Source organism: Paenibacillus typhae (genome assembly GCF_900099765.1).
In the GTDB taxonomy this organism is placed as follows: domain Bacteria; phylum Bacillota; class Bacilli; order Paenibacillales; family Paenibacillaceae; genus Paenibacillus_AQ; species Paenibacillus_AQ typhae.
Map to the genome: position 1 here is coordinate 361,676 of NZ_FNDX01000001.1, position 25,499 is coordinate 387,174.

A 25,499-nucleotide genomic window follows, 5' to 3' on the forward strand; every position below is an offset into this window, starting at 1 on the left:
GAAAAGACCTAAAGACAGATATTAATCTGCTGCAACGGCCTTTATAACATACACGGAGGTGCCATAACAACATGAAAATTCTATTTGTCGGTGAATCCTGGGTGGTTCATATGATCCATACCAAGGGGTATGACAGCTTCACTTCAACGAAATATGAGGAAGGGGCTACTTATCTGCTGTCCTGCCTGCGGGCAGAGGGAATTGATGTGACTTACATGCCGGCGCATGAGGTCCAGGTCCGCTTCCCCCAGTCGCTTGAAGAGTTAAAAGCCTACGATGCCATCGTGATTAGTGATGTTGGCGCGAATACGTTCCTGCTGCAGAACCCGACCTTTTACCAGATGCAGATTATCCCGAATGCGCTGGACAACATTAAGCAGTATGTGGCCGAAGGCGGGGGGCTGCTGATGGTCGGCGGATACCTGACCTTTATGGGCATTGAGGGCAAGGCGAACTATGTAAACACTGTTCTCGCTGAGGTGCTGCCGGTTGTGATGCAGCCGGGCGATGACCGGGTCGAGATGCCGGCCGGGTTCTCGCCGGTGGTGGCGCAGGAGCATCCGCTGGTGGGTTACGGCGAATGGCCGAGATTGCTCGGATATAACAAGCTGGCGGCCAAGCCGGATGCAGATGAGCTGCTGAGCTATAACGGGGATGCTATCCTGACCGTGGGCACATACGGTGAGGGCAAAACCGCCGCTTTTGCCAGCGATTGCTCCCCGCACTGGGGCTCGACAGAGTTTATGGACTGGCAGCATTACTCTGCGTTCTGGTCTAATCTTGTTAAGGCGCTACAATAGATTCATCGGTAACAGCGTTAAGCGTTCTCCGCATGCGGGGGGCGCTTTTTTTTGCTGAACTAAGGGCGTGCGGATGTTGCTCACCTGGCTAATTAGTTGTAAAAACTACATCTAGTTCGCAGCTGGGCGCCGGGAGAACGTATTTAGTTGGAAAAACGTCACCTAATTAAGCCAATTTCCCGCCAAAAAGGGATTAGTGCCCGAAATAAGTGGCGATTTTCCACTTAATTCCTTATATCGGCGAGGGTTTCTGGAATTTGGTGGCGAAAATCAAACTAATTTTTTCAGCTCCCTAAAAGCCTGTATGGCTATTTGTTTATGAGCCCTAAAAGGCGTAAATACTAACTCTACAATTCAAGTTTCTGGTATCATAGTAAATATCAAATTTGATTGAAAACGAATACACATTTGAGAAAAGCGAGGAATGGACATGCCGTATACCGTTGATTTTAAAGAGGTGTCTACAGTTGGACTGGAGTCATCCCCTGTGGCAGAGGCGCTGGCCGGATTGCGGGCGAATGAAGCGCGTTATTTTATGAACAAGTACAAGCATACGTATACAACCGTACCGGCCGGTGAGAGCCAGGAGAACCTTGATTATGTGAACCGGATTTTGAAGGAAGAGCGCAATATCGAATTTGCCGCCAAGCCGCTGGAAACCTCAAGCTTTCAGGTGGAAAATATCCGGTTTACCTATGTTTTTTATGAGGACGGTCTTGCTGTTAATGTAATGTATACCGTGGATGACCCGAAGAAGCGGGCGGTCGGCTTCAAGCTGTCCGAAGGGATGGACGTGCCCAAAGAGCTGGAGGACAAGTTCAAATTTGCACGTCAGAAATCAAAGCTGGCCGGAACAATCCGCGGGTCCTTTTTTGTGATCAAAGGAGAGTACTGAGGCATAAGGCTTCTATGATTTTACATCCGTTTAACTTGCTCCATACGTTCATGTGATATAACTGAAACAATCAGTTGTAAAAGAGGAGAAGATCAGATGAAGCTGAGCAAAGAGGAGAAATCATGGATTCTGTATGACTGCGGCAATTCGGCGTATTCAATGGCGGTGACGACGGCGCTGCTGCCGATTGTGTTCGGCATGTTCAAGGATGTGGACAGCAGCATGGATTTGGGCTACTTCAATTCCATCGCCAGTATACTGGTGGCCGTACTCAGCCCGATCCTGGGCACGATAGCCGACTACAAGGACCGGAAGAAGCGCTTTTTTATGTTTTTTGCGGCCTTAGGGATCCTGGCTACGGCTTCATTGGCGTTCGTCTCACCGGACAGCGGGCAGTGGCAGCTGCTGGTTGCTTTTTACATCCTGTCAGCGATCGGGTTCGCCGGGGCCAATATTTTCTATGACTCCTTCCTGGTGGATGTTGCTGCGGATGAGCGGATGGACAAGGTGTCAACGAGAGGCTTTGCATTCGGGTATATTTTTAGCGTGATTCCGTTCGGGATCAGTCTGCTGCTGATTTTTGTCCTGGGGATGGATAAAGCCATCGGCTACCAGATCGGGTTCATCATTACGGCGCTGTGGTGGGGACTGCTGACTGTACCGATGATCCGGGATGTGAAGCAGCGATATTACATTGAGCCGGAGCCGAAGCCTGTTGCCAAAAGCTTTAAGAGATTAGCCGTCACCTTCGCTAACATCCGCCAGCACAAAATCGTGTTCGTGTTCCTGCTTGCTTATTTCTTCTATATAGACGGAGTCGATACGATTATTAAGATGGTAGTACCCTATGCAACCTCCGTGCTTGGTGCCGACGCCATGGACACCTTTACGCTGCTGGGGATTCTGCTCATTATTCAGATTATCGCTTTTCCGTGTGCGATTCTTTACGGCAATCTGGCCAAAAAATACTCCGCGCGCAATATGATCATCACCGGTATTTTTACATATATCATATCCTGTATTGCCGCTTTCTTTATCACGTCGGTGTGGCATATCTTCGTTCTGGGGGCGCTGATCGGCTCTGCCCAGGGAGGGATTCAGGCGCTCAGCCGGTCGTATTTCGCCAAAATCATTCCGAAGGAGAACTCCAATGAGTTCTTCGGCTTCTATAATATCTTTGGAAAATTTGCGGCGATCCTCGGGCCTGCCCTGATGGCTTTGACCACGACGCTGACGGGCAACGCCAGCTACAGTATTTTGTCGATTATCCCGCTGTTTCTGATCGGATTCTTTATCTTTATCACATTGCCTAAGGGGAACTAATATGGAACCGAACACGGCGCTTACGCCAAAAGCGAAGCATCTGATCGTCATCTCCTACGATGCCTTTTCGGAGGACAACTGGGAGCTGGCGAGCCGTCAGCCTAATCTGGCTAAATTAATGAAGAGCGGTGCTTACAGTAACCGGCTCCGCAGCGTATATCCGACGCTAACCTATGTCGTTCATACCACTACAGCTACCGGTGTTTATCCGGCCAGGCACGGGATTCATCATAACAATCCATTGCAGCCGTTCGTCCATGAGGAGGACCAGCACTGGTTCTGGTTCCGCGAGGCGATCAAGGCTCCGACGATTTATGATGCTGTGCGGAAGGCCGGGATGAGCACCGCAGGAATACTCTGGCCGGTGTCCGGCAAGTCCTCCATTCAATATAATATCCCGGAGATCAAAGCCCTGAAGGGGGAGAATCAGGCGCTTAAGGTGCTCCGCAGCGGCAGCCCGCTGTACTCCATCCAGATGGAGCTGAGGCACGGGAAGCTCAGGCGGGGGATTCAGCAGCCTTATCTGGATGACTTCACCTCAAAGTGTGCTGCGGATACGATCAGGCGCAAAAAGCCCAATCTTCTTATGCTGCATCTGATCGATCTCGATGATGCCAAGCACCAGTACGGAACCGACAGCGAGGAAGTGAAGCAGGTCATCCTGCGGATGGATTACCGGCTGGGTGAGATTATGCAGGCTGTCGAGGAAGCGGGAATCAAGGATGATACGGTGATTATGGTGCTCGGGGATCACGGACAGTTCAATGTGCGGTACAAGGTGCATTTGAACAAGCTTTTGCAGGACAAGGGCCTGATCTATGAGGAGAACGGCGAAAGGAAATGGCGGGCATACTTCCAGTGCGGCGGCGGTTCGGCTTACCTGCATATCCGGCCGGGGGATACTGAAGCAGAGCAATTAGCCCTTCAAGCTGTAAAAGAGTACATGGAGGATGCTGCGTCAGGCGTTGAAGAGGTGTATACGAGAGATATGCTGGACTCGCTGCATGCCAGTCACGCCGCCAATATCATGCTGGAAGCCAGGAAGGGCTACAGCTTTGACGAAAGCCTGGATCAGCCGCTGCTGGTTGATCTTGAAGCACAAGGCATCCGTTATGCCACACACGGTTATTCTCCCGATAAAGCCGGCTACCGCTGCAACATCGTTGTCTCCGGCAGGCAGATCAGGCAGGACTATGCCTTCGGGGAGCTCGAAATGGTTGACATCGCGCCGACAATGGGCCGGATTCTGGGTGTTGATTTCTCCCACGGAGACGGAAGAGGGCTGGAGGAGATATTTACTTAAGCCAAATAAAAAACAGGATTCGAAGAATTGAATGGTTGCAGCCTGCCGGGATTTTCCCGGCGGGCTGTTTTTGTGCGGAGTGCCGCTGATGTTTACATACACTTTTACCGGAAATGTTCATTCTATACTAGTTTTTAAGTCTTATAATCCTAACAGCCCTGTTATTCTCTACGTTACAATGGCAATGGCAAGAATATAATCCATGCTTAGCCGAAGATGATCGATTGGCTTGTGCGCAGGCCTGCGTTACATTAGGGTTATCTTTGACGGGAAGCTACAGAGAGGGAGATTACAAGTGTATACCTTTAAAAACTACAAGCAGCCTGAAATCCTCCGTAATCATTTAAAGCTTGGAGGCGATAATCCGGCAGGAGAGAGAATCGATGTAACAAGCTTATATATTACCCGGGACGGCAAGCCGATCATTCCGGTAACCGGTGAATTCCATTATTCCAGATGTGCCAGAGAAGACTGGTATGATGAGCTGTGTAAAATGAAAGCAGGCGGTATAACGCTTGTATCTACGTATGTGTTCTGGATTTACCATGAGGAGATTGAAGGCGTATTCGACTTCTCCGGCGACAATGATCTGCGTGCTTTTATACTGGAGTGCCAGAAGGCCGGGCTGGAGGTTGTCCTGCGAATCGGTCCCTGGGCGCATGGCGAATGCAGAAACGGCGGATATCCGGATTGGCTGCTTGCGAAGCCGTTCAAGCTGCGCGAGAATAATCCGCAATACCTGGAGAAGGTAACCGTTCTGTATGAGAAAATCGCGGAGCAGGTCCAGGGACTCTTTTACAAGGATGGGGGGAATATCATTGCTGTCCAGTTAGAGAATGAGCTGACGAATGATGCCGAACATCTGGCTAAACTGAAAGAGCTGGCCATAGCGTGCGGGATGATAGCCCCTCTTTATACGGTAACGGGCTGGAATGCAGTCTCCGGTGCCAAGATTCCTGTAGACGAAGTGGTTCCTGTATTCGGGGGCTACTGTGAAGCTCCATGGGAGGAGCATATGGACCCGCTTCCGCCGTCACCCCATTATTTCTTTACCGGTATGCGTAATGATACAGGCATCGGAGCAGATTTACTTCCCCGGGGCAGCGAAGAAGACGGCGAATGGCAGCTGCCGTACGAACGGTATCCTTTTGCAACCTGTGAGCTCGGCGGAGGATTGCAGGTAACGCATCACCGCAGGCCAATTATCCGAGAGATGGATATCTACGCCATTTCACTTGTGAAGCTTGGTGACGGCAACAACCTGATCGGTTACTACATGTATCACGGCGGGACGAATCAGATCGGCAAGCTGTCCACTTTTCAGGAGTCGAAGGCAACGGGCTATCCGAACGATTATCCGATCCTTTCCTATGATTTTCAGACAGCGCTTTCCGAGTATGGCGAGGTGCGCGGGCAGTACAGGCTGCTGAATCTGCTGCATCTGTTTGTGCAGGAATGGGACCAGACCTTGGCGCCTATGACCAGGGTAGAGGCCGAGCATACAGTGAAACGGGAGGATACAGCTTCTTTACGGTATGTGATGCGTACAGATGGTGTAAGCGGATTTGTTTTTATTAACCATTACCAGCGGCTGTCGCAGCTCGAAGATATCCGCGGGGCGGTGATTGATACAGGAACCGTCACCTTCCCGCCGATTGACGTTAGCGGTGAGGTCAGCTTCTTTATGCCGTTCAAGCTGGAGCTGTCAGGCAATATCCTGAAGTACGCGACGGCCCAGCCGCTGTGCAGACAAGGCAATACCTATTTCTTCACACAGATTCCCGGGATTGCTGCGGAATATCAGTTTGAGAATGATCAGAGGTTCACGCCTGAAGCAGGACTCATATCCGGATTCCAGGTGAACGGCATTACCATAGTTACACTCACTTGGGAACAGGCGAAATATTTGCGGAAGCTGGACGGAGAAGTATTTGTGGGCGAGGAGAGCGATTTGTACAAGGCTGACGGCGAAATCCGTTCCGTTGCCGAAGGTAGTTTCGGGTATTGGCAATGGAACGGCGAAGGCTTTGAATATAACACTGTCCAGAAGCCCTACACTGAACCTGTCCTATCTCTCGAAGATGTGGAACAAGCTCCATTCGAGCCTAAGTACGCAGAGGAGCTGCATATCGGCGGGGAGCGCAAGATTACCTGGCAGAAAATAAAGGTTACAGGCTCCCAAGGCTTTGTAAATATTGATTATTACGGTGATACTGCACAGATCTTTGCGGATGGAGAATTAGTGGCGGACAGCTACTATTACGGGGAAGTCTGGAGAGTTCCGGCAAAGCTGCTGGAGGGGAAAGAGTGTTATCTTGCGGTATCAGAAATGCGGAATGATTTTTACAGAGAATTTTAAGGATTAACGGCAAACTGAGAAAGTGAGAATGCAGTAAAATCCAGTAATCATAAAAAGCCGCAAAATGTGCGGCTTTAAGCAGAGCAGCGATTTTCCCGCTACCGGGAGCGTCGCTGTTTTGCATTTGTGTCTACTTTCAAAATACAAACAGAGCACTAGAAATGTAAATACAGCCCCTGTTTCTGTGAAAAACGAACTGATATGATAATAATTAAATCGCTTACATCAGTGAACCATAATGCCCTTTCACTCCTCCGTGAGAAATGAAAGGGCATTTAGTGTTAATATGATTATACTCAATCAGGATACAGCCAAAAAGGGGAAGACTAATGAAGGAACAAGGCAAATTCAACGGGTGGCCCTTTATTGGAGACATGAGCATGGAACGCAAACTGCTGCTGGTCTTCCTGGTTATCGTTACACTGCCGCTTTCCATTATCGGCATAATCAGTTATAAGAGCTATTCAGAGTCGATTGAAGCCAATACAGTTGCTTATTCAGAGAAGCTGATTGATCAAATGATGGACGGGATCGACGACTACATAGAAGATATGAAACGGATTTCTTCCATGCCGGCTTATGTGAACGAGATCAAACAAAATCTGATTGCCTCCAACCGCTATCATGAACAAAAGAGCGGGAATGTAGGCGACACAGGCAGCAGAACCGTTGCACCGGGAGACTTTGACCTGCTGTTGTCCATCCAGCGGGGGATTGAAGGCAATATCTCTTTTATCAACAATATTAAACGGGGTACGAACTCTGTCTATATTTTTGATGCATATGGAAACGGCTATTATTCTGCCAAAGACGGCGGTGTCCGGCTGGATCTGGATCAGAGCTACAAATTCTGGAGCCGGCAGGCGAGGGATTCCAGTGGTGAAGCCTTGCTTTTTGGCACACAGGCCTATACGACTAACCTTCAGAGTACACGTTATGCCTATACTGTAGTCCGAAAAATTGTTGACGGTCTCTGGAATCCTATCGGGCTGATTGCTGTAGAGGCTAATATAAGCAATATGGAGACCCAGGTAGCTGAACTGGACAAGGTAACCAGGGGTAAATCCCTGATCGTGGATCAGGATGGCAAGGTGGTTTATGACAGTGACCAGAAGCTGCTGACAATGGATATTTCGCAAACCATGCTGTTCCGGAATGCTCAGGGAGCGGCAGGGAGCTTTTATGATACAGTATCAGGCAAGCAGCGGCTTAATATCTATTCCAGCTCGGCCAAGACCAATTGGAAGGTGATTATCTCCATTCCTGTCGATGAGCTGACCCGTGATGTCAAGCTGACCCGCAACGCAACCTTGCTGGCCACCCTGATTATTATTGTCGTGGCGTTATTCATTTCTATCATCCTGTCCTTCGCACTCACTAAACCGCTGAAACAAATGATCCAGCTGATGAAGAGGGTCCAGAATGGGGAGCTTGATGTAAACTTTCTAGTGAAGCGGCGGGATGAGATCGGGCTGCTGGGTCATCAGTTTAACCGGATGCTCGCCCGCATCAGGGAGCTGATTCAGGATATTTACCGGATTGAGGAGCAAAAGAAAGAGGCGGAGCTTCATGCCCTGCAGAGCCAGATCAATCCGCATTTCATATATAATACATTGGAATCTATACGGATGACCGCAGAAATTAACGATGATGTGGAAGCTGCCGATATGATTTCGATTCTGGGCAAGCTGCTGCGTTACAGCACAGGCGAATTAACCGGGCAAACAACAATGAAGCAGGAGCTTTTGTATGTCCGCAACTATGTTGAGCTGTTAAACTGCCGTTATCCCGGAAGATTTGTGCTGCAGACCGATGTTCCGGAAGAATTAAATGATTACAACATCATCAAGCTGGTGTTCCAGCCGATCATAGAGAATGCCGCCTATCACGGACTGGATGACAGCAAGGAGCACATGCATATCAGCATCAGATGTGAATTCACAGCACATAAACTGCTGTTCCATATCCGCGATGACGGCTGTGGAATGGATCAGCAGACCCTGGATAAGCTGAAAGACGATTTGAGGCGGGAGACCCCTCACAAGAAGAGCATTAACGGCGGAATCGGCATGAAAAATGTTCATCAGCGGGTGCAGCTTAACTATGGTGCAGCTTATGGTATTGAGCTGTTTAGTAAGCAAGGGGAGGGAACGGATGTAATCCTCGCACTGCCGCTTCCCTTGTACCGCCAAGAAAGCATATCAGAAACAGAAGGGGGCGATCTGGATTGAAGAAGGCTAGAGGGCATTGGCCGCTGCATGCAGTGCTGCTTCTCCTTATCCTATTCTCTGCAGGATGTTACAAACCGGGCAGTAAACAGGCAATCCCGGCTACACCCGCTGCAGATAATGAGCAGGCAAGCCTGTCCGGCAGCATTCTTATGCTTACAAACCGGATTGACCTGATAGAGAATGGCACAATGCAGGGTTACGCCGATCAGTTTAAAAAGAAGTATCCCGAAGCTGCGGTGGAGTTCGAAGGATTATCGAACTATGCAACAGATATAATGGTCCGGCTTTCTACCAAGGATGCCGGGGATGTGCTGCTGCTACCGGTTAATCTGCCTGCTAAGGAACTGAGCTATTTTTTTGAACCGCTGAGTGAGGAGATGTCCGCCGATGAGAAGTTCATAAGCTTTACGGCGTTCGACGGTAAGCGGTATGGTCTATCCACCGGGACAACTACAAGCGGGATCATATACAATAAGAAGGCCTTTGAAAAGGCGGGTATTACGGAAATTCCGCAGACCCTGGATGATTTCTACGCAATCTGCGCCCAGCTCAAGCAAGCCGGCATCATTCCGCTGTACTTGAATTATGGCGCAGTCTGGCCGCTCCGGGAATGGGGCAACAATATGGTCAATTATATGACCGGTAATGCTGAATATCTGAATGAAATGGTTCATACCAACAATCCTTGGCAGACAGATAACGAATGGGGGCGCTCGCTTGGTATCGCCCGTACGCTGGTTGCCCGGGGATATGTGGAGGATGAGCTATTCTCGAACAACTGGGAGGTTTCCAAAACCAGGCTGGCCAAGGGGGAAGCCGGGATGTACCTGAGCGGAAACTGGACGATCCGTCAGGTTCTTGATGCCGGCGCTGCTTCGGAGGATATCGGTTTTTTTCCGTTTCCTTATGATAATGGCCAGACACACTATGCCCCGCTGAATCCCGACTGGTTTATCGGCGTCAGCAAATTCAGTAAAAATAAGGAGCTGTCGATGGCTTGGGTGAACTTTCTGGTCAAGGAAACTGCTTATACCGCAGAGAGCTTTCTTCCGGTAGATGGTACATCAGAGCCTTCGATGGAACAGTATGCTGAGTTTAATTCTTATCATCCTGAGCTGGTGGAAGCAGTAGTGCAGACAGACGCATTTATTGATATGGCTAACCGCTCGAAGCTTTCTTTTGCGACCGGGGACTACATACAGGAGCTGATTGCCGCACCTGATCTACAGAAATCCTTTGATGAGCTGAATGCAAGATGGAAGGAAGCCCGTGAAGGGCAGCCCGCTTCCTTTCAACCTTAGACGGTCCGGCAATTCAATCCCCAAAAAGGCCAAGTAGCAGAAAAACAGCCCCGGACAGAACGTTAATTCTGCCGGGGCCGTCTTTGCTGATGGCGCATAATTTACAGATTACTGCTGCAGATTACGGTCTATCAGCTCAATGCGCTGCTGAACGCAGGCGTAAGAGCGGAGCGGGTCCTCAGGAGTATTCAAAACATAATCCAGCATCTGGTCAACTGTGGTGGTAGCGACATGTATGCGGGTATCCGATGAGGCGTAATAGATATAAATCTCCCCGTTATCGCGGGCAATAACACCGTTACAGAACACGACATTCGATACATCCCCGACACGTTCTTCGCCGTCCGGGGCAATGAAATGGCCGCCGGGAGCATGGGTAACCTTGTTAGGCTGCTCCAGATCGGACAGGAAGGCGTAGAGCACGTAACGCAGACCGGCAGCCGTATTGCGCACGCCATGAGCAATGTGGAGCCAGCCGCGGGCCGTCTTGATCGGAGCCGGACCTTGTCCGTTCTTTACTTCCTTGATTGTATGGTAGTAGCGCTGATCCATGATTGTTTCGCTGGTGATGACAGCGTTCTCGATGGAGTCAGACAGGCCCCAGCCGATACCGCCGCCGGAGCCTGCGTCAATGAAGCCGTCCTGAGGGCGGGTGTAGAAGGCATATTTACCCTCTACGAATTCAGGGTGAAGGACAACATTACGCTGCTGGGCAGAACCGGTCTTGAGATCCGGCAGCCGTTCCCAGGTCTTGAGATCCTTGGTGCGGGTGATGCCGCACTGGGCTACAGCACTGGACAGATCGCCGGGCGCAGCTTCCGGATCTTTGCGTTCAGTACAGAACAGCCCGTAAATCCAGCCGTCGGCGTGTTTGACCAGACGCATATCATAGACGTTGGTATCGGGAATTTCGGTCTCGGGCAGGACGACCGGGTGATCCCAGAAGCGGAAGCCGTCTACCCCGCTGCTGCTCTCAGCCACAGCAAAGAAGGACTTGCGGTCATTGCCTTCTACACGGGCTACTATGTAGAATTTGCCGTCCAGTTCAATCGCACCCGGATTGAAAACACCGTTCACGCCGATTCTCTCAGCGAAATACGGATTGGTCTCAGGATTAAAATCATAACGCCAGATTAGTGGTGCATGTTCTGCGGTCAGCAGCGGATATTGATAACGGTCATAGATCCCGTTGCCGAAAGGCAGTTTTTCATTTTTGCGGGCAATCAATGCCTCGTAACGTCCGGTTAACAGGGCTTTGCGCTTCTCGAATACTGTTGTCATTACACTGTCTCCTTTTCTCACTCTGCAAGATAACAAATAACAAAATAGCAAAGTTATTGATAAAATGTTATGTTAGCAATAACAAAACACATTTAAGTTATAACGGTTTTTATGCCGGATTACAAGAGGCGAATATGTAAGGTAAAGACAAGACTATAAAAGTGCAATACAACACATTTTATATTGAAGACATCAGGCCTATAATTAAAATGGCAGCGCCATCATTTTGCACATGTATTACAACCGGAGGCGATTTTCTAAGTGATTAGAATCATGATTGCGGATGATGAGGAGGTTATCCGCCGCGGGCTTGAAAAGATTACTTCCAGAATGGATCTGGAAGTGGAGGTTATCGGTTCGCACGGCAATGGCATGGAGGCTTGGAATCAGCTCTCAACTATTACAGCGGAGGATATTGATCTGCTGATTACGGATATCAAAATGCCCCGGATGGACGGCTTTATGCTGATTGAAAAGGCCAGAGGCTGGATGAAGGATTTGCCGATCGCGGTGCTGAGCGGTTTTAGTGATTTTGAATATGCCCGGCGGGCGATACGTTTTGGCGTGCTGGATTATCTGCTCAAGCCGATAGAGAAAGTACAGCTGTATGAGCTGCTGAAACGGGTGGAGGAGAATAAACAAACGAACTTAACCGAACCGCAGCAGCCGGTAGTCCAGACTTCCGAAGGCGGAGAACATTACGTGGTCGAGCAGGCCAAAGCTATTCTTGAAAAGGAATATGGACATATCTTTGAGCTTGAGCGTCTGGCAGAGACAGTCGGGATGAATGCCAGCTATCTTAGCCGCCTGTTTAAATATAAGACCGGTCAGACTATTACTGATTACCTGATCGGTATACGGATTGCCAAAGCCAAAGAACTGTTGATCAGCCAGCCTGATCTTAAAAATTACGAGATTGCCGAAAAGGTCGGCTACAGTGATCCGGTGTATTTCAACAAGCTGTTTAAGAAAATATGCGGTGTGACGCCAAAGGATTATAAAAGCGGTTGCAGAATTCCGAAAGTCTAGGCTGCTAAAGATGCAACAGAATAGGGTAAATGGATCATCAGAGGGCGGACAGCCCTCTTTTTCTATTTTATTTGCATAAAATATACTAATTAATAAAACAAAAATAACAAATACAAGACCAGAAAAAACAATTCAAACCATCGTTTTCATACTTTTAACGCATTATAATGTGTTTGTAAGCGATAACAACGCTCTTTGAAAAGAGTGGATGGGAGATAATTATCCTTTTCAAGTTGTATATCGTCTGTTATATCCAAATAGTGTTAGTGTTTTGTTATTATGATGTTCGAATGGAGAGAGGGGCTTAACAATGAAAAAAACAAAAGCAATTACCGGTTTGGCAGCGTTGACACTGATGGCAGGCTTATTCGCAGGCTGTTCATCGAACAATAATCCAGATAATGCTGCAGCAACCAATGCCGGAAATAATGGAGCCGGTACGGCAGCAACGGCAGCTCCCGAAGGAGATGCGGCAAAGGACATTAAAGGCGATATCACCGTAATTACGCAAAGAACAGACATTGTTGATACCGTATTCAAAGATTATGCAGCCAAATTTAATGAAAAATACCCGGATGTCAAAGTGAACTTTGAAGCGCTCTCCACTTACGAGGACCAGATCAAGATCCGTATGAGCACGGATGATTACGGTGATGTGCTCCTGCTGCCTACAAGTGTGGCCATCAAAGACCTTCCGGATTTCTTCGAACCGCTGGGCCAAAAAGCCGACCTTGAGCAGCAATATACCGGTCTGGAGGAGCGCAGTGTGGACGGTGTTTCTTACGGCATTCCGATCACCGTTAATTACTCGGGAATTATCTATAACAAGCAAGTGTTCAAGGATGCTGGCATCACTGAAGTTCCAAGAACCATTGATCAGTTCATGACTGCACTGCAGAATATCAAAGACAAAACGGATGCTGTTCCGCTGTATACCAATTACGCAGCAGGCTGGACGCTGACCCAGTGGGAAGCCGTTCTGGCAACGGTTGCCGGCAACCGCGACTATGTAAATATTACTCAAGTTGCTACAGATGATAACTTTGTGCAGGGACAGCCTCACTATGATTTGTACAAGGTAATGTATGATGCTGCCAAAAATGGCCTGATTGAAGAAGACCCGACAACTACCGACTGGGAATCCTCCAAGGCTGACCTGGCCAACGGTAAAATCGGAACAATGGTACTTGGCTCATGGGCGATTGGCCAGGTTAAAGGCTTGGCAACCAATCCTGATGATGTAGGCTTCATGCCGTTCCCTACCAATGCAGAGAAGGTGCTTGTACCCCTTGCAGACGATTATAACCTCGGGATCAGCATCCACAGTAAAAACAAAGAAGCAGCCAGAGCCTGGGTGGACTGGTTCATTAATGAATCCGGCTATCCGACAACTGAAGGCGGCGGCATGAGCCCTGTTAAAGGCGCCGAGCTTCCTGAAATCCTGAAGCAATTCGATGGTACAGAAGTTACATTTGATACCCTTGCCCCTGCCAAAGAGGGCGAAGAAGGCTGGGTGGATGCGATTGACAAGGAAGCTGAAATCGGACTTTGGCAGCCTGACTTCAAGAAGGTCATTATTGAAGCGGCAATCGGCAACCGCAAAGATTCTTATGATGACATCATGAAGGATCTGAACGATAAATGGAAAGCGGCAAGAGCCAAGGTTACAGCTGCCCAATAAATACCGGAATGGAAGCTGAAATTCATTAACGCAGGAGTGAAGACAGAATCAAGAGATCGGGGGGATGCGCCTGGCGCATTTTCCCCTTCACTTTTGCCGCGTTCATTGAGGATCTGGAGTAAGTAGCCTGTGTTTGTTCCTGGGAGGTGTGGAGAGAGTGTCCAACTTAAGTTATAAAAATCAGCGTATTCTGATCATCTTTTTATTCTCGCTAGTTCCGGTTGTCCTGCTGTTAACATTCTCATATCTACCTGTAATTAAAATGTTCCAGTACAGCTTCACAAGCTGGGACGGCTTCAGCAAAAATATGGAGTACGTCGGGTTCGACAACTATAAGACGATTTTTACGAGACCGGAGTATTTTGCCGTATTTAAGGTCAGCCTGTATTACTTCTTTGCCACGTTTGTGCAGATGGGGCTGGCGCTCTATTTTGCGACGATTCTGAGCTTTAATGTCAGGCTGAAGAACTGGTTCAAAGGCATTTTGTTCTTTCCTACACTGCTTAACGGTGTGGCGATCGGTTTTATCTTCCTGTTCTTCTTCAAGCCGGAAGGTACTTTGAACACGCTGCTTGATCTGGCAGGTCTCGGAGCCTGGCAGCAGAAGTGGCTGCTGAATCCGCATTTGATCAACATTTCGCTTGCGTTTGCTTCGGTATGGAGATACATGGGGATGAACTTTATTATTTTCCTGGGTGCCATTTCATCCATCGGCAGCGATATTTATGAAGCTTCGGAGATTGACGGTGCCAACCGCTGGCACCAGTTCAGACATATTATTTTGCCGAGCATCAAACGTATTCTGCAGCTCAATCTGATTTTGGCGGTAAGTGGAGCAATCGGCGTATTTGAAATTCCTTACGTCATGACCGGCGGTTCCAACGGCAGCAGCACCTTTGTCATTCAGACCGTCGATGTGGCCTTTAAATACAGCAAGCTGGGTCTTGCATCGGCAATGGCAGTGGTTCTGCTGGGCATTGTTATCATCGTAACCATTCTGCAGCGTGTTCTGATAAAGGAGGAGAAGTAAGAGATGCATACCCTTAAATACAGCGCAGCCTCCTTCTTTAAATATCTTACTTTGGTTTTTGGAGCTCTAGCCGCTCTTATTCCAATCATCGTGGTCTTTTTCGCATCACTTAAAACCAATGCCGAATACGCCAGTACCGGTCCGCTTACTTTACCGGAGAACTGGCTTAACTTCAGCAATTACACCAAGGCCTTTGTTGACGGCAACATGCTGCTGGGCTTCATGAATACTATCATTATCGTGCTGATCTCTATTGCAGGAGCGACATTGACCGGATCGATGATGGCCTACATTCTGGCCCGCTTCAAATTCAAAGGCAGCAAGCTGCTGATGGGCGCTTTTCTGCTGGCTACCCTGATTCCCGGAGTAACAACTCAGGTTGCCACCTTTCAGATCATCAACTCGCTCGATTTGTTTAATACACGCTGGGCGCCGATCCTGATGTACCTGGGCACGGACATTATAGCTGTTTATATTTTCATGCAGTTCCTGGACTCGATCTCCGAGTCGCTGGATGAATCGGCTATGCTTGACGGTGCCTCCTACTGGACTATTTACTGGAGGATCATTCTGCCGCTGCTGAGTCCCGCAATTGTTACGGTCATCATTGTGAAGGGTGTCAATATCTATAACGACTTCTATACCCCTTTTCTGTATATGCCAAAAAGCAGCCTTCAGGTTGTCTCAACCGCGCTTTTTAAATTTAAGGGTCCTTACGGCTCGCAGTGGGAGGTAATCTGTGCGGCGATTATGATTGCCATTATCCCTACGCTGATTGCCTTCATTTCCCTGCAAAAATATATTTACAACGGGTTTGCCCAAGGCTCGGTTAAATAAAGCACGTATCGCAGAACCAGATTCGAGAGGAGAAAATAAGATGAAACAAGTAGAACTGATTGGAACGAATCTGCCGAATATCCCCTGGCAGGACAGACTGGCCGGCAATGACAATCCGGTGTGGAGACATAATGATAACCCGGTTATCAAACGCAATCCGGCCAAAGGGGTTGCGCGGATTTTTAACAGTGCCGTAATAGCTTACGAAGGCAGCTTCCTCGGCGTGTTCCGTGTAGAGGACAACACGACCCGCCCTCATCTCCGGATGGGCTACAGCGCCGACGGCCTGGACTGGAAGATCGCGGATGAGCCGATTCCGTTCATTGACGAAGCCGGCAACCCGTACACACCGCGCTATGCTTACGATCCCCGTCTCGTCAAAGTGGAAGATACGTATTATATCATCTGGTGTACCGATTTTTACGGAGCGGCGATTGGGGTAGCCAAGACGCAAGACTTCAAAACCTTTGTCAGCCTGGAAAATCCGTTCCTGCCCTTTAACCGTAACGGGGTACTGTTCCCCAAAAAAATTAACGGTAATTTTGTAATGCTGTCCCGTCCGAGCGACAGCGGCCACACGCCGTTCGGTGATGTGTTTCTGAGCGAAAGCCCGGACTTTGTCTATTGGGGCAAGCATCGTCATGTCATGACCAAGGGCGGACAAGGCTGGTGGCAGAGCACCAAAATCGGCGGCGGCCCGGCGCCGATTGAGACCAGTGAAGGCTGGCTGATGTTCTATCATGGCGTAACTACAACCTGCAACGGGCTTGTGTACAGCATGGGGGCAGTAATCCTGGATAAAGATGAGCCATCCAGAGTCAAATACCGCTCCAGAAACTTCGTCCTTACACCCGAAGAATGGTATGAGGAGAGAGGCTTCGTTAATAACGTGCTGTTCCCTTGCGCAGCCCTTACTGACGCAGAAACGGGCCGCATCGCCATTTATTATGGTGCCGCTGATACTTATGTAGGCGTAGCCTATACCACTGTTCAGGAAATCGTCAGCTATGTCATTAATACCCATGAAGAAGTCGGTGACGATGCCGGGCTGGGCAAAATCTGAGCCGGACATAAGGAGAACCATCCATGAATGAACGATCTTTGTCCCACCTGCAGACTTATGAGGGGATCAGCCCGAAGCCGGGTGATTTTGACCTTTACTGGGAGCGCGCTCTAAGTGAACTGGATGCCCAGCCTCTGGATTATGAGCTGGTACCGGCGGCATTTACGAGCGGGCTGGCGGAATGCTTTCATCTGTACTTCACCGGTGTAGGCGGAGCCAGAATACACTGTAAATATGTGAGACCTAAGCTGCCGTCCGCCGGAAAAGGACCGGGTGTTGTCATGTTCCACGGCTATGCCTGCGACAGCGGCGACTGGCTGGAGAAGGTAGGATATGCGGCCCACGGAATCAGCGTGCTGGCTATGGATTGCCGCGGCCAGGGCGGGATGTCCGAGGATAACCTGACCGTTCAGGGCACGACGATCCGCGGTCATATCATCCGCGGAATAGATGATCCCGATCCGGATAACCTGTACTACCGGAATGTATTTCTGGATACAGCCCAGGCGGCGCGTATCTTGATGGCCATGCCGGAGGTCGATCCGGAACGCGTCGGTGCGTTCGGACTGTCCCAGGGCGGCGGTCTTACGGTTGCCTGTGCTTCGCTGGAGCCCCGGATCAAAATAGCAGTGCCGGTCTATCCGTTCCTCTCCGACTATAAGCGGGCATGGGAAGCAAACATCACTGCGTCTGCCTATGAGGAGCTTAACTATTATTTCCGGTTCTTCGATCCGCATCATCTGCGTGAACAGGATATTTTTAACCGTCTCGGTTATATCGATATTCAAAATCTGGCAGAGCGCATAAAAGGTAGAGTGTTATGGGTTACCGGATTAATGGATCCGATTTGTCCGCCATCGACCCAATTTGCCGCATATAACAAGATTACGGCACCGAAGGAATTACTGGTCTATCACGAATACGGCCATGAGTATCTGCCCTATCTCGCAGACCGGACTCTGCAAATGTTTTTGACTCTGTAATGAAATAGCACTTCTTCCCGGCTGCAGCCCTTATGACTTGTAAGGGCTGCAGCTTTTTTCGTGCGATTTTAAAATAAATCGTGCATCACCCTCATATGAACTTCCATCTTTAATTGTTACTATAACGGTGTAGCAAGTGAATACAGATTAAATTAGGAGGGTTAAAGATGTTAAAATGGAAGCGTTCTCTTACAGTGCTGGCCATGACGGCCTTACTGGGAACGATGGCGGCCTGCGGCGGCAACGGCAACGGCAACGGAGCTACAAACAAGGCGGAGGCTACTCCCGAGCCTGCCAGCACTACTGCAGCGGCGACGGCTGCTCCCAGCAATGAGCCTGTGAAACTGCGTATTATGTGGTGGGGATCCCAGCCGCGGCACGAGGCTACCTTGGCTGCGCTGGAGTTATACACAAAGAACAATCCGAATGTTACCTTCGAACCGGAATATTCAGGTATGGATGGATACCTGGACAAATTATCGACACAGGCTGCAGCAAAAAATGCACCGGATATCGTTCAGCTTGATCCGGGCTGGATGCCGGACTGGATGTCCCGGGGCCAATTAGCCGACCTGGCGCCTGAGGTGGATGTCAGTAAATTCGATGCCAAGCTGCTGTCCGGCGGACAGCTTGACGGCAAGCAATACGCGGTTCCGCTTGGCTCGGTAGCCTTCGGGATGGTATACGACAAGGCGGCCATGGATAAGCTCGGCATTGCAAATCCGGCTAACGGCTGGACATGGGATGATTTCTTCGCACTGGCCAAGGAGTCCAAATCCAAGCTGCCTGAGGGGCAATATTTCACCCTGGACTATGGCGGCAACTACTTTATGTACTCGGCCTACCAGTACGCCAAAGGCAAGGGCCAGGTCATTACAGATGACGGCCACTTTAACGTCGATCAGGCTGTCTTCCTGGAGTGGACCAAGAAATTTGAAGAGCTGCGCAAGGAAGGCCTGGTTCCTCCGGCGGATGAAAATGCTTCCGATAAAGAAAATGATCCGCAAATGGACCTGCTGGCAGCAGGTAAGGTTCTGTTCCGGTACAGCTTCTCCAATAACCTTGGTACCTGGGACAGCATCAAGCCGGGTGCTTATGCCCTTGTTACGATGCCGCGGGCGGAAGAAGCGGGCGGCTGGCTGAAGCCATCCATGTATCTGTCCGTTTCCGAAAACTCCAAACATGCTGAGGAAGCCAAGAAATTCATTAACTGGTTTGTAAATGACCAGGAAGCAGGGAATATTCTCAAGACTTTCCGCGGCCTTCCGGCCAACAAGGAAATTGCAACGGCGCTGGAAGCCAGCATGAGTGATCTGGATAAGGTTGGTTTGGGCTTGCTCCGTGCTACAGAGCCGGACGGCCAGACCTGGTCGGCCGGAGCCGGCGGCTGGACCAACTTTATCGACAAGGACTGGGTACTGGTGCGTGACCAGCTCAGCTTTGGAAAAGTGACACCGGAGAAAGCCTTTGAGCAGCTGAAGGAAGCGTCGCAGGCTTACGAAAAATAGTTCCAGAACGAAAGGCCCGGAGCATTTTGTTCCGGGCCTTGCCGTTACCTGGATGCCTAATCTTAACTAGAGTATAGGAGGATTTATGAATATGGAATATTCGGTGCATTATCAGCCGGGAGACGGGTATCTGGCCTGGCTGCAATACCGCAATCCTGCGGCTGGAGGGGCGGGACGTTATCAGGAATACCAGCGGATTGTTGCCGCTGGCCTGGACAATACTGTGCTTCGTACGGCTGCGGACGAGCTGGTTCAAGGCCTTAAGGGAATTACAGGTTTAGAGATTTCGGTCTCGGAGACAATAGCAGCGTCCCCAAGTATTATTATTGGAACCTTCGGTGCAGACTCAGTGGTTGACGGATTCTTCAGCACGGAGGTAAGCAATGCTGTTCAAGCGGAAGGTTATGCCATTCAAACCGACAACAAGACCGGCAGTATTGTTATCGGGGCGCTTACCCCTGCAGGTGTATTATATGGCGTGTTCCATCTGCTGCGGATTATGGGGACAGGAGGTTCTGTCCGGCAGTTGAATATTCTGGAGAATCCGGCCAATCAGCTGCGCATGATCAACCAGTGGGATAACATGGACGGGAGTGTCGAGCGGGGGTATGCCGGGCAATCCGTTTTTTATGAGAATAACATGATCACCGGCCAGCTGGAACGGATTCAGGATTACGCCCGTCTGCTGGCTTCCACCGGCATCAATGCCATAACGATCAATAATGTGAACGTCCACCAGACCGAAAGCCGGCTTCTGACAGATTTCCTGCCGGATGTAGCGAGGCTGGCAGCGATTTTCCGCAGCTATGCCATCAGGCTGTTTCTGAGCATTAATTACGCCAGCACAATGGAGATCGGTGGTCTTGAGACGGCAGATCCCCTGGACCCGGACGTCCGCGAGTGGTGGCGGATGACAGCAGCTGCAGTATATGAAGCTATCCCTGATTTCGGGGGATTTCTGGTCAAGGCCGATTCGGAGAACCGGCCGGGACCGTTCACCTACGGCAGAGATCATGCAGACGGGGCCAATATGCTGGCTGAAGCGCTGCAGCCGTATGGCGGCATTGTCATCTGGCGCTGCTTCGTCTACAACTGCAAGCAGGACTGGCGTGACCGTTCCACCGACCGCGCAAGGGCAGCCTATGACCATTTTCAGCCCTTGGACGGACGCTTCATGGACAATGTCATTCTGCAGATAAAGAATGGGCCGATTGACTTTCAGGTAAGGGAGCCGGTCTCCCCGCTGCTGGGCGCTATGCCCAAGACGAATCAGGTCATTGAATTCCAGATTGCCCAGGAGTATACCGGCCAGCAGCGCCACGTGTGCTATCTGGTGCCCCAGTGGAAGGAAATTCTGGATTTTGATACACAGCTTCAGGGGAAGGGGACGACTGTCCGGCGCATTGTGGATGGTTCCGTTCACGGCAATCCCTACAGCGGCTTTGCTGCCGTCTCTAATATAGGAAATGACAGCAACTGGACGGGCCATTTGCTTGCACAGGCTAATTTATACGGTTACGGACGTCTTGCCTGGAATCCCGGGCTGTCTGCCGATGCGATTGCCGGGGAATGGATTACGCTGACTTTTGGCTTTGCTTCAGCCCATGAACCGTTTCAGCTCCTGTTAAGAATCCTCATGGAATCCTGGGAAATCTATGAATCTTACACGGCCCCGCTGGGCGTAGGGTTTATGGTGAATCCCGATCATCATTACGGGCCAAATGTGGACGGATATGAGTACTCCATGTGGGGCACCTATCATTTTGCAGATTGCCATGGAATGGGTGTTGACCGGACAACAGCTACAGGTACGGGGTATACCTCCCAATATGTGCAGGCCAATATGGAACAATATGAGTCCCTTGACAGCTGTCCGGATGACCTGCTGCTGTTCTTCCATCATGTCCCGTATACACATGTGCTGCATTCGGGTAAAACCGTGATCCAGCATATTTATGACACTCATTTTGAAGGCGCAGAGCGGGCATACGGGCTGCTGTCGGACTGGAAGCTTATGAAGGGACAGGTGGATGATCGGGCGTACAGGCATGTGGAAGAGCGTCTAACGGAGCAGGCCGGGCACAGTAAAGAATGGCGGGACCGGATCAATACGTACTTCCTCCGGAAAAGCGGTATACCCGACCAGCACGGGAGAACAATCTATTAATGTTATTACGGGAAAGAGGCGGAGCATTCCGCTTCTTTTTTTATGGCGGGAAGGGCGGGAGACGGTTCGTTTATCGTTATATTTTGAAAGAATTCGAGCATTGCCCTCCTTTAGCAGGCCATAGGCGGCCTATATACTTAAGGTATAAATTAACCACAAGAGGTGACCACAGATGAACCGTTCCACAGCCGCCATAGCCAAAACTGCTGCGAAGCCGAAAAAAAGCTCCTATTTCAAAAGCAGATGGAACGCACCGTTAGCAGGCTATTTGTTTATTTCCCCCTGGCTGATCGGGTTTCTAGCGCTTACGGCGTACCCGTTATTCCTATCCCTGTACTATTCCTTTACCGACTACACCTTGATGCAGCCGATGAAGTGGATCGGAGTCCGCAACTATGAGCGGATCTTTACAGCAGACCCCAGATTCGTTCAATCCGCCAAGGTAACCTTCACTTATGTGCTCGCTTCCGTACCTTTAAAGCTGATAGCTGCGCTTTTTGTAGCAATGATCCTCAGCAAGGCGGTTAAGGGGATCAGCATCTACCGCACTGCCATTTATTTTCCCTCACTGATCGGAGGCAGTATCGGGGTTTCGCTGCTCTGGCGCAACATCTTTGGGGTTGACGGGGTTTTCAACAAGCTGATCGCTGTCTTCGGCTTTGAAGGAAAGGGCTGGATCACAAGTCCTGATACGGCACTTGGCACGCTGATTCTGCTGACGGTCTGGCAATTCGGCTCAACGATGGTTATTTTTCTGGCAGGCCTGAAGCAAATTCCGAATGATCTGTATGAAGCCTCTTCCGTAGACGGAGCCAATAAAGTGACCCAATTCTTCAGAATTACGCTGCCGATGCTTTCGCCGATTCTCTATTTCAATCTAATCATGTCTGTTATCAACGCCTTTCAGATGTTTACATCCGCATTTGTCATTACGAACGGCGGCCCGATGAATGCTACTTATGTGTATGCAATGTATTTGTATGAAAGAGCGTTCAGCCGTTACGAGCTGGGGTATGCTTCGGCGCTCGCCTGGATTATGCTCTTGGCCATCATCGCAGCTACGCTGCTGATCTCTTATACCTCGAAATATTGGGTATTCTATGAAGCTGACACTGGAGGGAGAAAACGTAAATGACCACATTAAAGGTAAAGCCGGTTCTTCGTCATCTTTTTATGATTCTCTTCAGCTTTGTGATGGTCTATCCGGTGATCTGGTGGATCGGCGCATCGCTGAAGCATACTACGGAGCTAAACTCGCCGTCCATTTTTCCGTCTGTTCCGCAGTGGAGCAACTTCAGCGACGGCTGGAATTCGGTTCCCGGACATACATTCACCGATTTCTATCTGAATACGTTCGGCCTTGAGCTGGCAGTCATTGTCGTAACACTGTTATCTACTACGCTGGTTGCCTTCGGGTTTGCGAGACTGGATTTTCCGCTTAAAAACTTCTGGTTCTCCATCCTGATGCTAACTTTGATGATGCCCGGACAGGTGCTGATCATTCCCCAGTATGCGCTGTTTTATCAGCTTGGCTGGGTAAATACGTATCTCCCGTTCATTATCCCCCATCTTCTCGCGGGCGGGGCAGGCGGCAGCTTCTTCGTCTTCCTGCTGATCCAGTTTATACGCGGCGTTCCCAGAGAGCTTGACGAATCTGCCAAAATAGACGGCTGCTCCTGGTTCGGCATCTTCTGGAGAGTGGTGATGCCGCTTGCTTTTCCGGCAATTGTAACCGTGACGATCTTCTGCTTCCTGTGGAACTGGGATGACTTCCTGGGCCATCTCCTGTATATCAACACGGTAGACAAGTATACGGTCGGTCTGGCGCTCCGGATGATTAATGATTCCCAATCCGCCCAGGAATGGGGCCAGCTGCTTGCCATGTCACTTGTATCGATCCTTCCGGCAACCATCGTGTTCATGTTCCTTCAGAAGTATTTCGTGGAAGGGATTGCAACTACGGGAATTAAAGGATAAGATGTAAAAAACATTGGTCTGTTAACGGTAAAGCCTCGAATCTCTTTCGCTGCTTTACCGTTTATTTTGTCTGAACCGGAGCCGGAGGGAAGTGAAGCAACTGACAAATCCTTTTAAAAAATATAGAATCGACCGGCTGTTTTTTCATAGCTTTGCCATCGTGCTGATTGCAGTAATCGGGGTTACCGCATGGACCAGCTACAGCAATTCTTCCAAGGCGCTTGTAAAGACGACATCCCATTACCAGCAGCAGCTGCTGGATGAGCTTAATAATGAAATAACAACCAAGCTGGTCATGATTGAGCAGATTTCCCTGTCCAGCACCCGTGACAGTGAACTGACCAATTTTCTCCTGAACAGGCAGGATGAATTCGAGAGGTACCGGAGGCGTGCAGGTGTGGAGAGCGCACTCGCGAATCTGACCTATGCGATTCCGCTGATCCAGGGCATAGATCTCTATATGGATAACCCCATCTTCAGTGAACGGCAAAATTATATACAATTCCGCAGCCTTAATGATCTGAACAAGCAGGAGGGAATCAGGTGTCTGGAGAAAAGCGACTTCTGCTGGTCCAAAGAATATAATTTATCTACTTCGCAGGGGGATGTTCCTGTACTCAGCTTTTTCAGAAAAATAGTGTATGAGAATGACTATCTTGGCGTCCTGATGATCCACATCAAAGCTGGCGAAATCCGGAAGATCTTAACAGGGAATTCAGACGGCTCCAACCGGATCATGGCAGACAGCGAAGGCCGGCAGATTATGAAGATCGGCGATACGCTGGCCCAGGACGACTGGCCGCAGTGGATCGATCTGAGGAGTAACAGCTCAGGGTATGTGCATATTCCGGCAAAGGACGGATCACGCGATACGCTGCTTGTCTACTCCAGAATGGATAATTCCATCTGGACGCTCATAGAGTTTACTTCCTGGAAGCAAATCACGGCAAGCAGTCTGAAGCTGGCAGAATGGATCGGTCTGATCGGAATTGGTGCAGTGCTGCTGGTTGTGCTGCTGACCCATTTTTTGAGCAGGCAGTTTACCAAGCCGATCAAGAAGCTTGTAAATGCGATGCGGGTATATTCCGTGGGCGGGGATAACGTGGAGCTCCCTTCAGATTATGAAAATGAATTCGGGTATTTATTCGCGGGCTACCGTAAGCAGAATGAGCGGATTGAAGAGCTGTACCTTTCGCTGGAGCGCCGCTACGAGCAGCAGCGCAAAGCTGAAATTGAAGCGCTTCAGGCCAATATTAATCCGCATTTCCTGTATAACATGCTGGATCAGCTTAACTGGATGGCGATTGAGGCCGGCCAGGATGAGTTAAGCCGGATTCTGGAGCTGATGGGCCGGATGTTCCGGATCGGATTGTCCAACGGGAACAGCTTCATCACCATTGCCGATGAACTTTTGCATATTAATTGTTATCTTGAAATCCAGCAGCTGCGCTGGGGGGAGGGTCTGGAATATAGCATTGAAGCTTCCTCAGCTCTTCAGACTTTATACATTCCCAAGCTTACGCTGCAGCCGTTTGTTGAGAATTCGATCGTCCATGGCTTTAACAAGCAGCGGAGCGGCTATGTCTCTATTAAGATGGAGCAAAGCGGTGATAAGCTGCAGATCAGGATTGAGGATAACGGGTCTGGACTGAAGCAGCCTGAAGAAAGGCCGCATAACCGGCACACCGGAGGTTATGGCGTCCGCAATGTGAGAGAACGGATTGACTGATA

19 protein-coding genes are annotated in these 25,499 nt (G+C 49.7%); 18 read left to right on the forward strand and 1 reads right to left on the reverse strand.

The annotated features are described in order from the left end of the window. Positions 1-71 precede the first annotated feature (71 nt). From BLR64_RS01400 to BLR64_RS01430, 7 genes are all read left to right on the forward strand, one after another. Positions 72-800 carry a glutamine amidotransferase gene (locus BLR64_RS01400; protein WP_090711443.1) on the forward strand — a complete coding sequence of 243 codons (729 nt, stop codon included), beginning with the start codon at positions 72-74 and terminating at the stop codon, positions 798-800. A 430-nt stretch (positions 801-1,230) separates the two neighbouring features. Further along, complete coding sequence (locus BLR64_RS01405; RefSeq protein ID WP_090711445.1) at positions 1,231-1,695, forward strand: phage tail protein; 465 nt, start codon at positions 1,231-1,233, stop codon at positions 1,693-1,695. Between the two features lie 96 nt (positions 1,696-1,791). Next, positions 1,792-3,018, forward strand: coding sequence for an MFS transporter (locus BLR64_RS01410; protein ID WP_090711447.1), 1,227 nt, complete (start codon positions 1,792-1,794; stop codon positions 3,016-3,018). 1 nt (position 3,019) lies between these two features. Continuing rightward, positions 3,020-4,321, forward strand: coding sequence for an alkaline phosphatase family protein (locus tag BLR64_RS01415; protein WP_090711449.1), 1,302 nt, complete (start codon positions 3,020-3,022; stop codon positions 4,319-4,321). 295 nt (positions 4,322-4,616) lie between these two features. Further along, the gene (locus tag BLR64_RS01420) at positions 4,617-6,680 is read left to right on the forward strand and encodes a beta-galactosidase (protein ID WP_167360572.1); all 2,064 of its coding nucleotides are present in this window, start codon (positions 4,617-4,619) and stop codon (positions 6,678-6,680) included. Positions 6,681-7,060: 380 nt separating this feature from the next. Next, positions 7,061-8,911 (forward strand): sensor histidine kinase, encoded by a 1,851-nt coding sequence (locus BLR64_RS01425; protein ID WP_244157574.1) that lies wholly within the window; start codon positions 7,061-7,063, stop codon positions 8,909-8,911. Next, positions 8,908-10,212, forward strand: a complete 1,305-nt coding sequence (locus tag BLR64_RS01430) for an ABC transporter substrate-binding protein (protein ID WP_090711455.1) — start codon at positions 8,908-8,910, stop codon at positions 10,210-10,212. The genes BLR64_RS01425 and BLR64_RS01430 overlap by 4 nt, the downstream gene beginning before the upstream one ends. Positions 10,213-10,320: 108 nt before the next feature. On the opposite strand, the gene BLR64_RS01435 is transcribed toward BLR64_RS01430, so the two are convergent. Further along, positions 10,321-11,493, reverse strand: a complete 1,173-nt coding sequence (locus BLR64_RS01435; protein ID WP_090711456.1) for a glycoside hydrolase family 130 protein — start codon at positions 11,491-11,493, stop codon at positions 10,321-10,323. Positions 11,494-11,754: 261 nt separating this feature from the next. Here BLR64_RS01435 and BLR64_RS01440 point away from each other — a divergent pair, with 261 nt between their 5' ends. The 11 genes from BLR64_RS01440 to BLR64_RS01490 all read left to right on the forward strand — a co-directional run bounded on the left by BLR64_RS01440 (position 11,755) and on the right by BLR64_RS01490 (position 25,497). Next, complete coding sequence (locus BLR64_RS01440) at positions 11,755-12,522, forward strand: response regulator transcription factor (RefSeq protein WP_090711458.1); 768 nt, start codon at positions 11,755-11,757, stop codon at positions 12,520-12,522. A gap of 310 nt (positions 12,523-12,832) precedes the next feature. Then, on the forward strand, positions 12,833-14,203 hold the full coding sequence (locus tag BLR64_RS01445) for an ABC transporter substrate-binding protein (RefSeq protein ID WP_090711459.1): 1,371 nt from the start codon (positions 12,833-12,835) through the stop codon (positions 14,201-14,203). 148 nt (positions 14,204-14,351) lie between these two features. Beyond that, positions 14,352-15,233, forward strand: a complete 882-nt coding sequence (locus tag BLR64_RS01450) for a carbohydrate ABC transporter permease (RefSeq protein ID WP_068728077.1) — start codon at positions 14,352-14,354, stop codon at positions 15,231-15,233. Between the two features lie 3 nt (positions 15,234-15,236). Beyond that, positions 15,237-16,070 (forward strand): carbohydrate ABC transporter permease, encoded by an 834-nt coding sequence (locus BLR64_RS01455; RefSeq protein ID WP_090711461.1) that lies wholly within the window; start codon positions 15,237-15,239, stop codon positions 16,068-16,070. Between the two features lie 40 nt (positions 16,071-16,110). After that, complete coding sequence (locus BLR64_RS01460; RefSeq protein ID WP_090711462.1) at positions 16,111-17,133, forward strand: glycoside hydrolase family 130 protein; 1,023 nt, start codon at positions 16,111-16,113, stop codon at positions 17,131-17,133. Between the two features lie 23 nt (positions 17,134-17,156). After that, positions 17,157-18,116 (forward strand): acetylxylan esterase, encoded by a 960-nt coding sequence (locus tag BLR64_RS01465; protein ID WP_090711464.1) that lies wholly within the window; start codon positions 17,157-17,159, stop codon positions 18,114-18,116. Between the two features lie 167 nt (positions 18,117-18,283). After that, entirely contained in the window at positions 18,284-19,624 is a 1,341-nt protein-coding gene (locus BLR64_RS01470) for an ABC transporter substrate-binding protein (RefSeq protein ID WP_090711466.1), read from the forward strand. An 85-nt stretch (positions 19,625-19,709) separates the two neighbouring features. Continuing rightward, entirely contained in the window at positions 19,710-21,791 is a 2,082-nt protein-coding gene (locus tag BLR64_RS01475; RefSeq protein ID WP_415841004.1) for an alpha-glucuronidase family glycosyl hydrolase, read from the forward strand. Positions 21,792-21,963: 172 nt separating this feature from the next. Beyond that, a complete protein-coding gene (locus BLR64_RS01480) occupies positions 21,964-22,926 on the forward strand; it encodes a carbohydrate ABC transporter permease (RefSeq protein ID WP_068728072.1) in 963 nt (320 codons plus the stop codon). Next, the gene (locus BLR64_RS01485) at positions 22,923-23,768 is read left to right on the forward strand and encodes a carbohydrate ABC transporter permease (RefSeq protein WP_090711470.1); all 846 of its coding nucleotides are present in this window, start codon (positions 22,923-22,925) and stop codon (positions 23,766-23,768) included. Before BLR64_RS01480 ends, BLR64_RS01485 begins: the two co-directional genes overlap by 4 nt. 91 nt (positions 23,769-23,859) lie before the next feature. Then, positions 23,860-25,497: a sensor histidine kinase gene (locus BLR64_RS01490; RefSeq protein WP_244157575.1), complete on the forward strand. Its 1,638-nt coding sequence runs from the start codon at positions 23,860-23,862 to the stop codon at positions 25,495-25,497. Positions 25,498-25,499 lie beyond the last annotated feature (2 nt).

What these genes read in the sequence shown, in the direction of transcription:
- BLR64_RS01400 (WP_090711443.1), top strand. Translation starts at nt 72, where the DNA reads ATGAAAATTCTATTTGTCGGTGAATCCTGGGTGGTTCATATGATCCAT.
- BLR64_RS01405 (WP_090711445.1), top strand. Translation starts at nt 1,231, where the DNA reads ATGCCGTATACCGTTGATTTTAAAGAGGTGTCTACAGTTGGACTGGAG.
- BLR64_RS01410 (WP_090711447.1), top strand. Translation starts at nt 1,792, where the DNA reads ATGAAGCTGAGCAAAGAGGAGAAATCATGGATTCTGTATGACTGCGGC.
- BLR64_RS01415 (WP_090711449.1), top strand. Translation starts at nt 3,020, where the DNA reads ATGGAACCGAACACGGCGCTTACGCCAAAAGCGAAGCATCTGATCGTC.
- BLR64_RS01425 (WP_244157574.1), top strand. Translation starts at nt 7,061, where the DNA reads ATGGAACGCAAACTGCTGCTGGTCTTCCTGGTTATCGTTACACTGCCG.
- BLR64_RS01435 (WP_090711456.1), bottom strand. Translation starts at nt 11,493, where the DNA reads ATGACAACAGTATTCGAGAAGCGCAAAGCCCTGTTAACCGGACGTTAC.
- BLR64_RS01445 (WP_090711459.1), top strand. Translation starts at nt 12,833, where the DNA reads ATGAAAAAAACAAAAGCAATTACCGGTTTGGCAGCGTTGACACTGATG.
- BLR64_RS01455 (WP_090711461.1), top strand. Translation starts at nt 15,237, where the DNA reads ATGCATACCCTTAAATACAGCGCAGCCTCCTTCTTTAAATATCTTACT.
- BLR64_RS01460 (WP_090711462.1), top strand. Translation starts at nt 16,111, where the DNA reads ATGAAACAAGTAGAACTGATTGGAACGAATCTGCCGAATATCCCCTGG.
- BLR64_RS01465 (WP_090711464.1), top strand. Translation starts at nt 17,157, where the DNA reads ATGAATGAACGATCTTTGTCCCACCTGCAGACTTATGAGGGGATCAGC.
- BLR64_RS01470 (WP_090711466.1), top strand. Translation starts at nt 18,284, where the DNA reads ATGTTAAAATGGAAGCGTTCTCTTACAGTGCTGGCCATGACGGCCTTA.
- BLR64_RS01475 (WP_415841004.1), top strand. Translation starts at nt 19,710, where the DNA reads ATGAATATGGAATATTCGGTGCATTATCAGCCGGGAGACGGGTATCTG.
- BLR64_RS01480 (WP_068728072.1), top strand. Translation starts at nt 21,964, where the DNA reads ATGAACCGTTCCACAGCCGCCATAGCCAAAACTGCTGCGAAGCCGAAA.
- BLR64_RS01485 (WP_090711470.1), top strand. Translation starts at nt 22,923, where the DNA reads ATGACCACATTAAAGGTAAAGCCGGTTCTTCGTCATCTTTTTATGATT.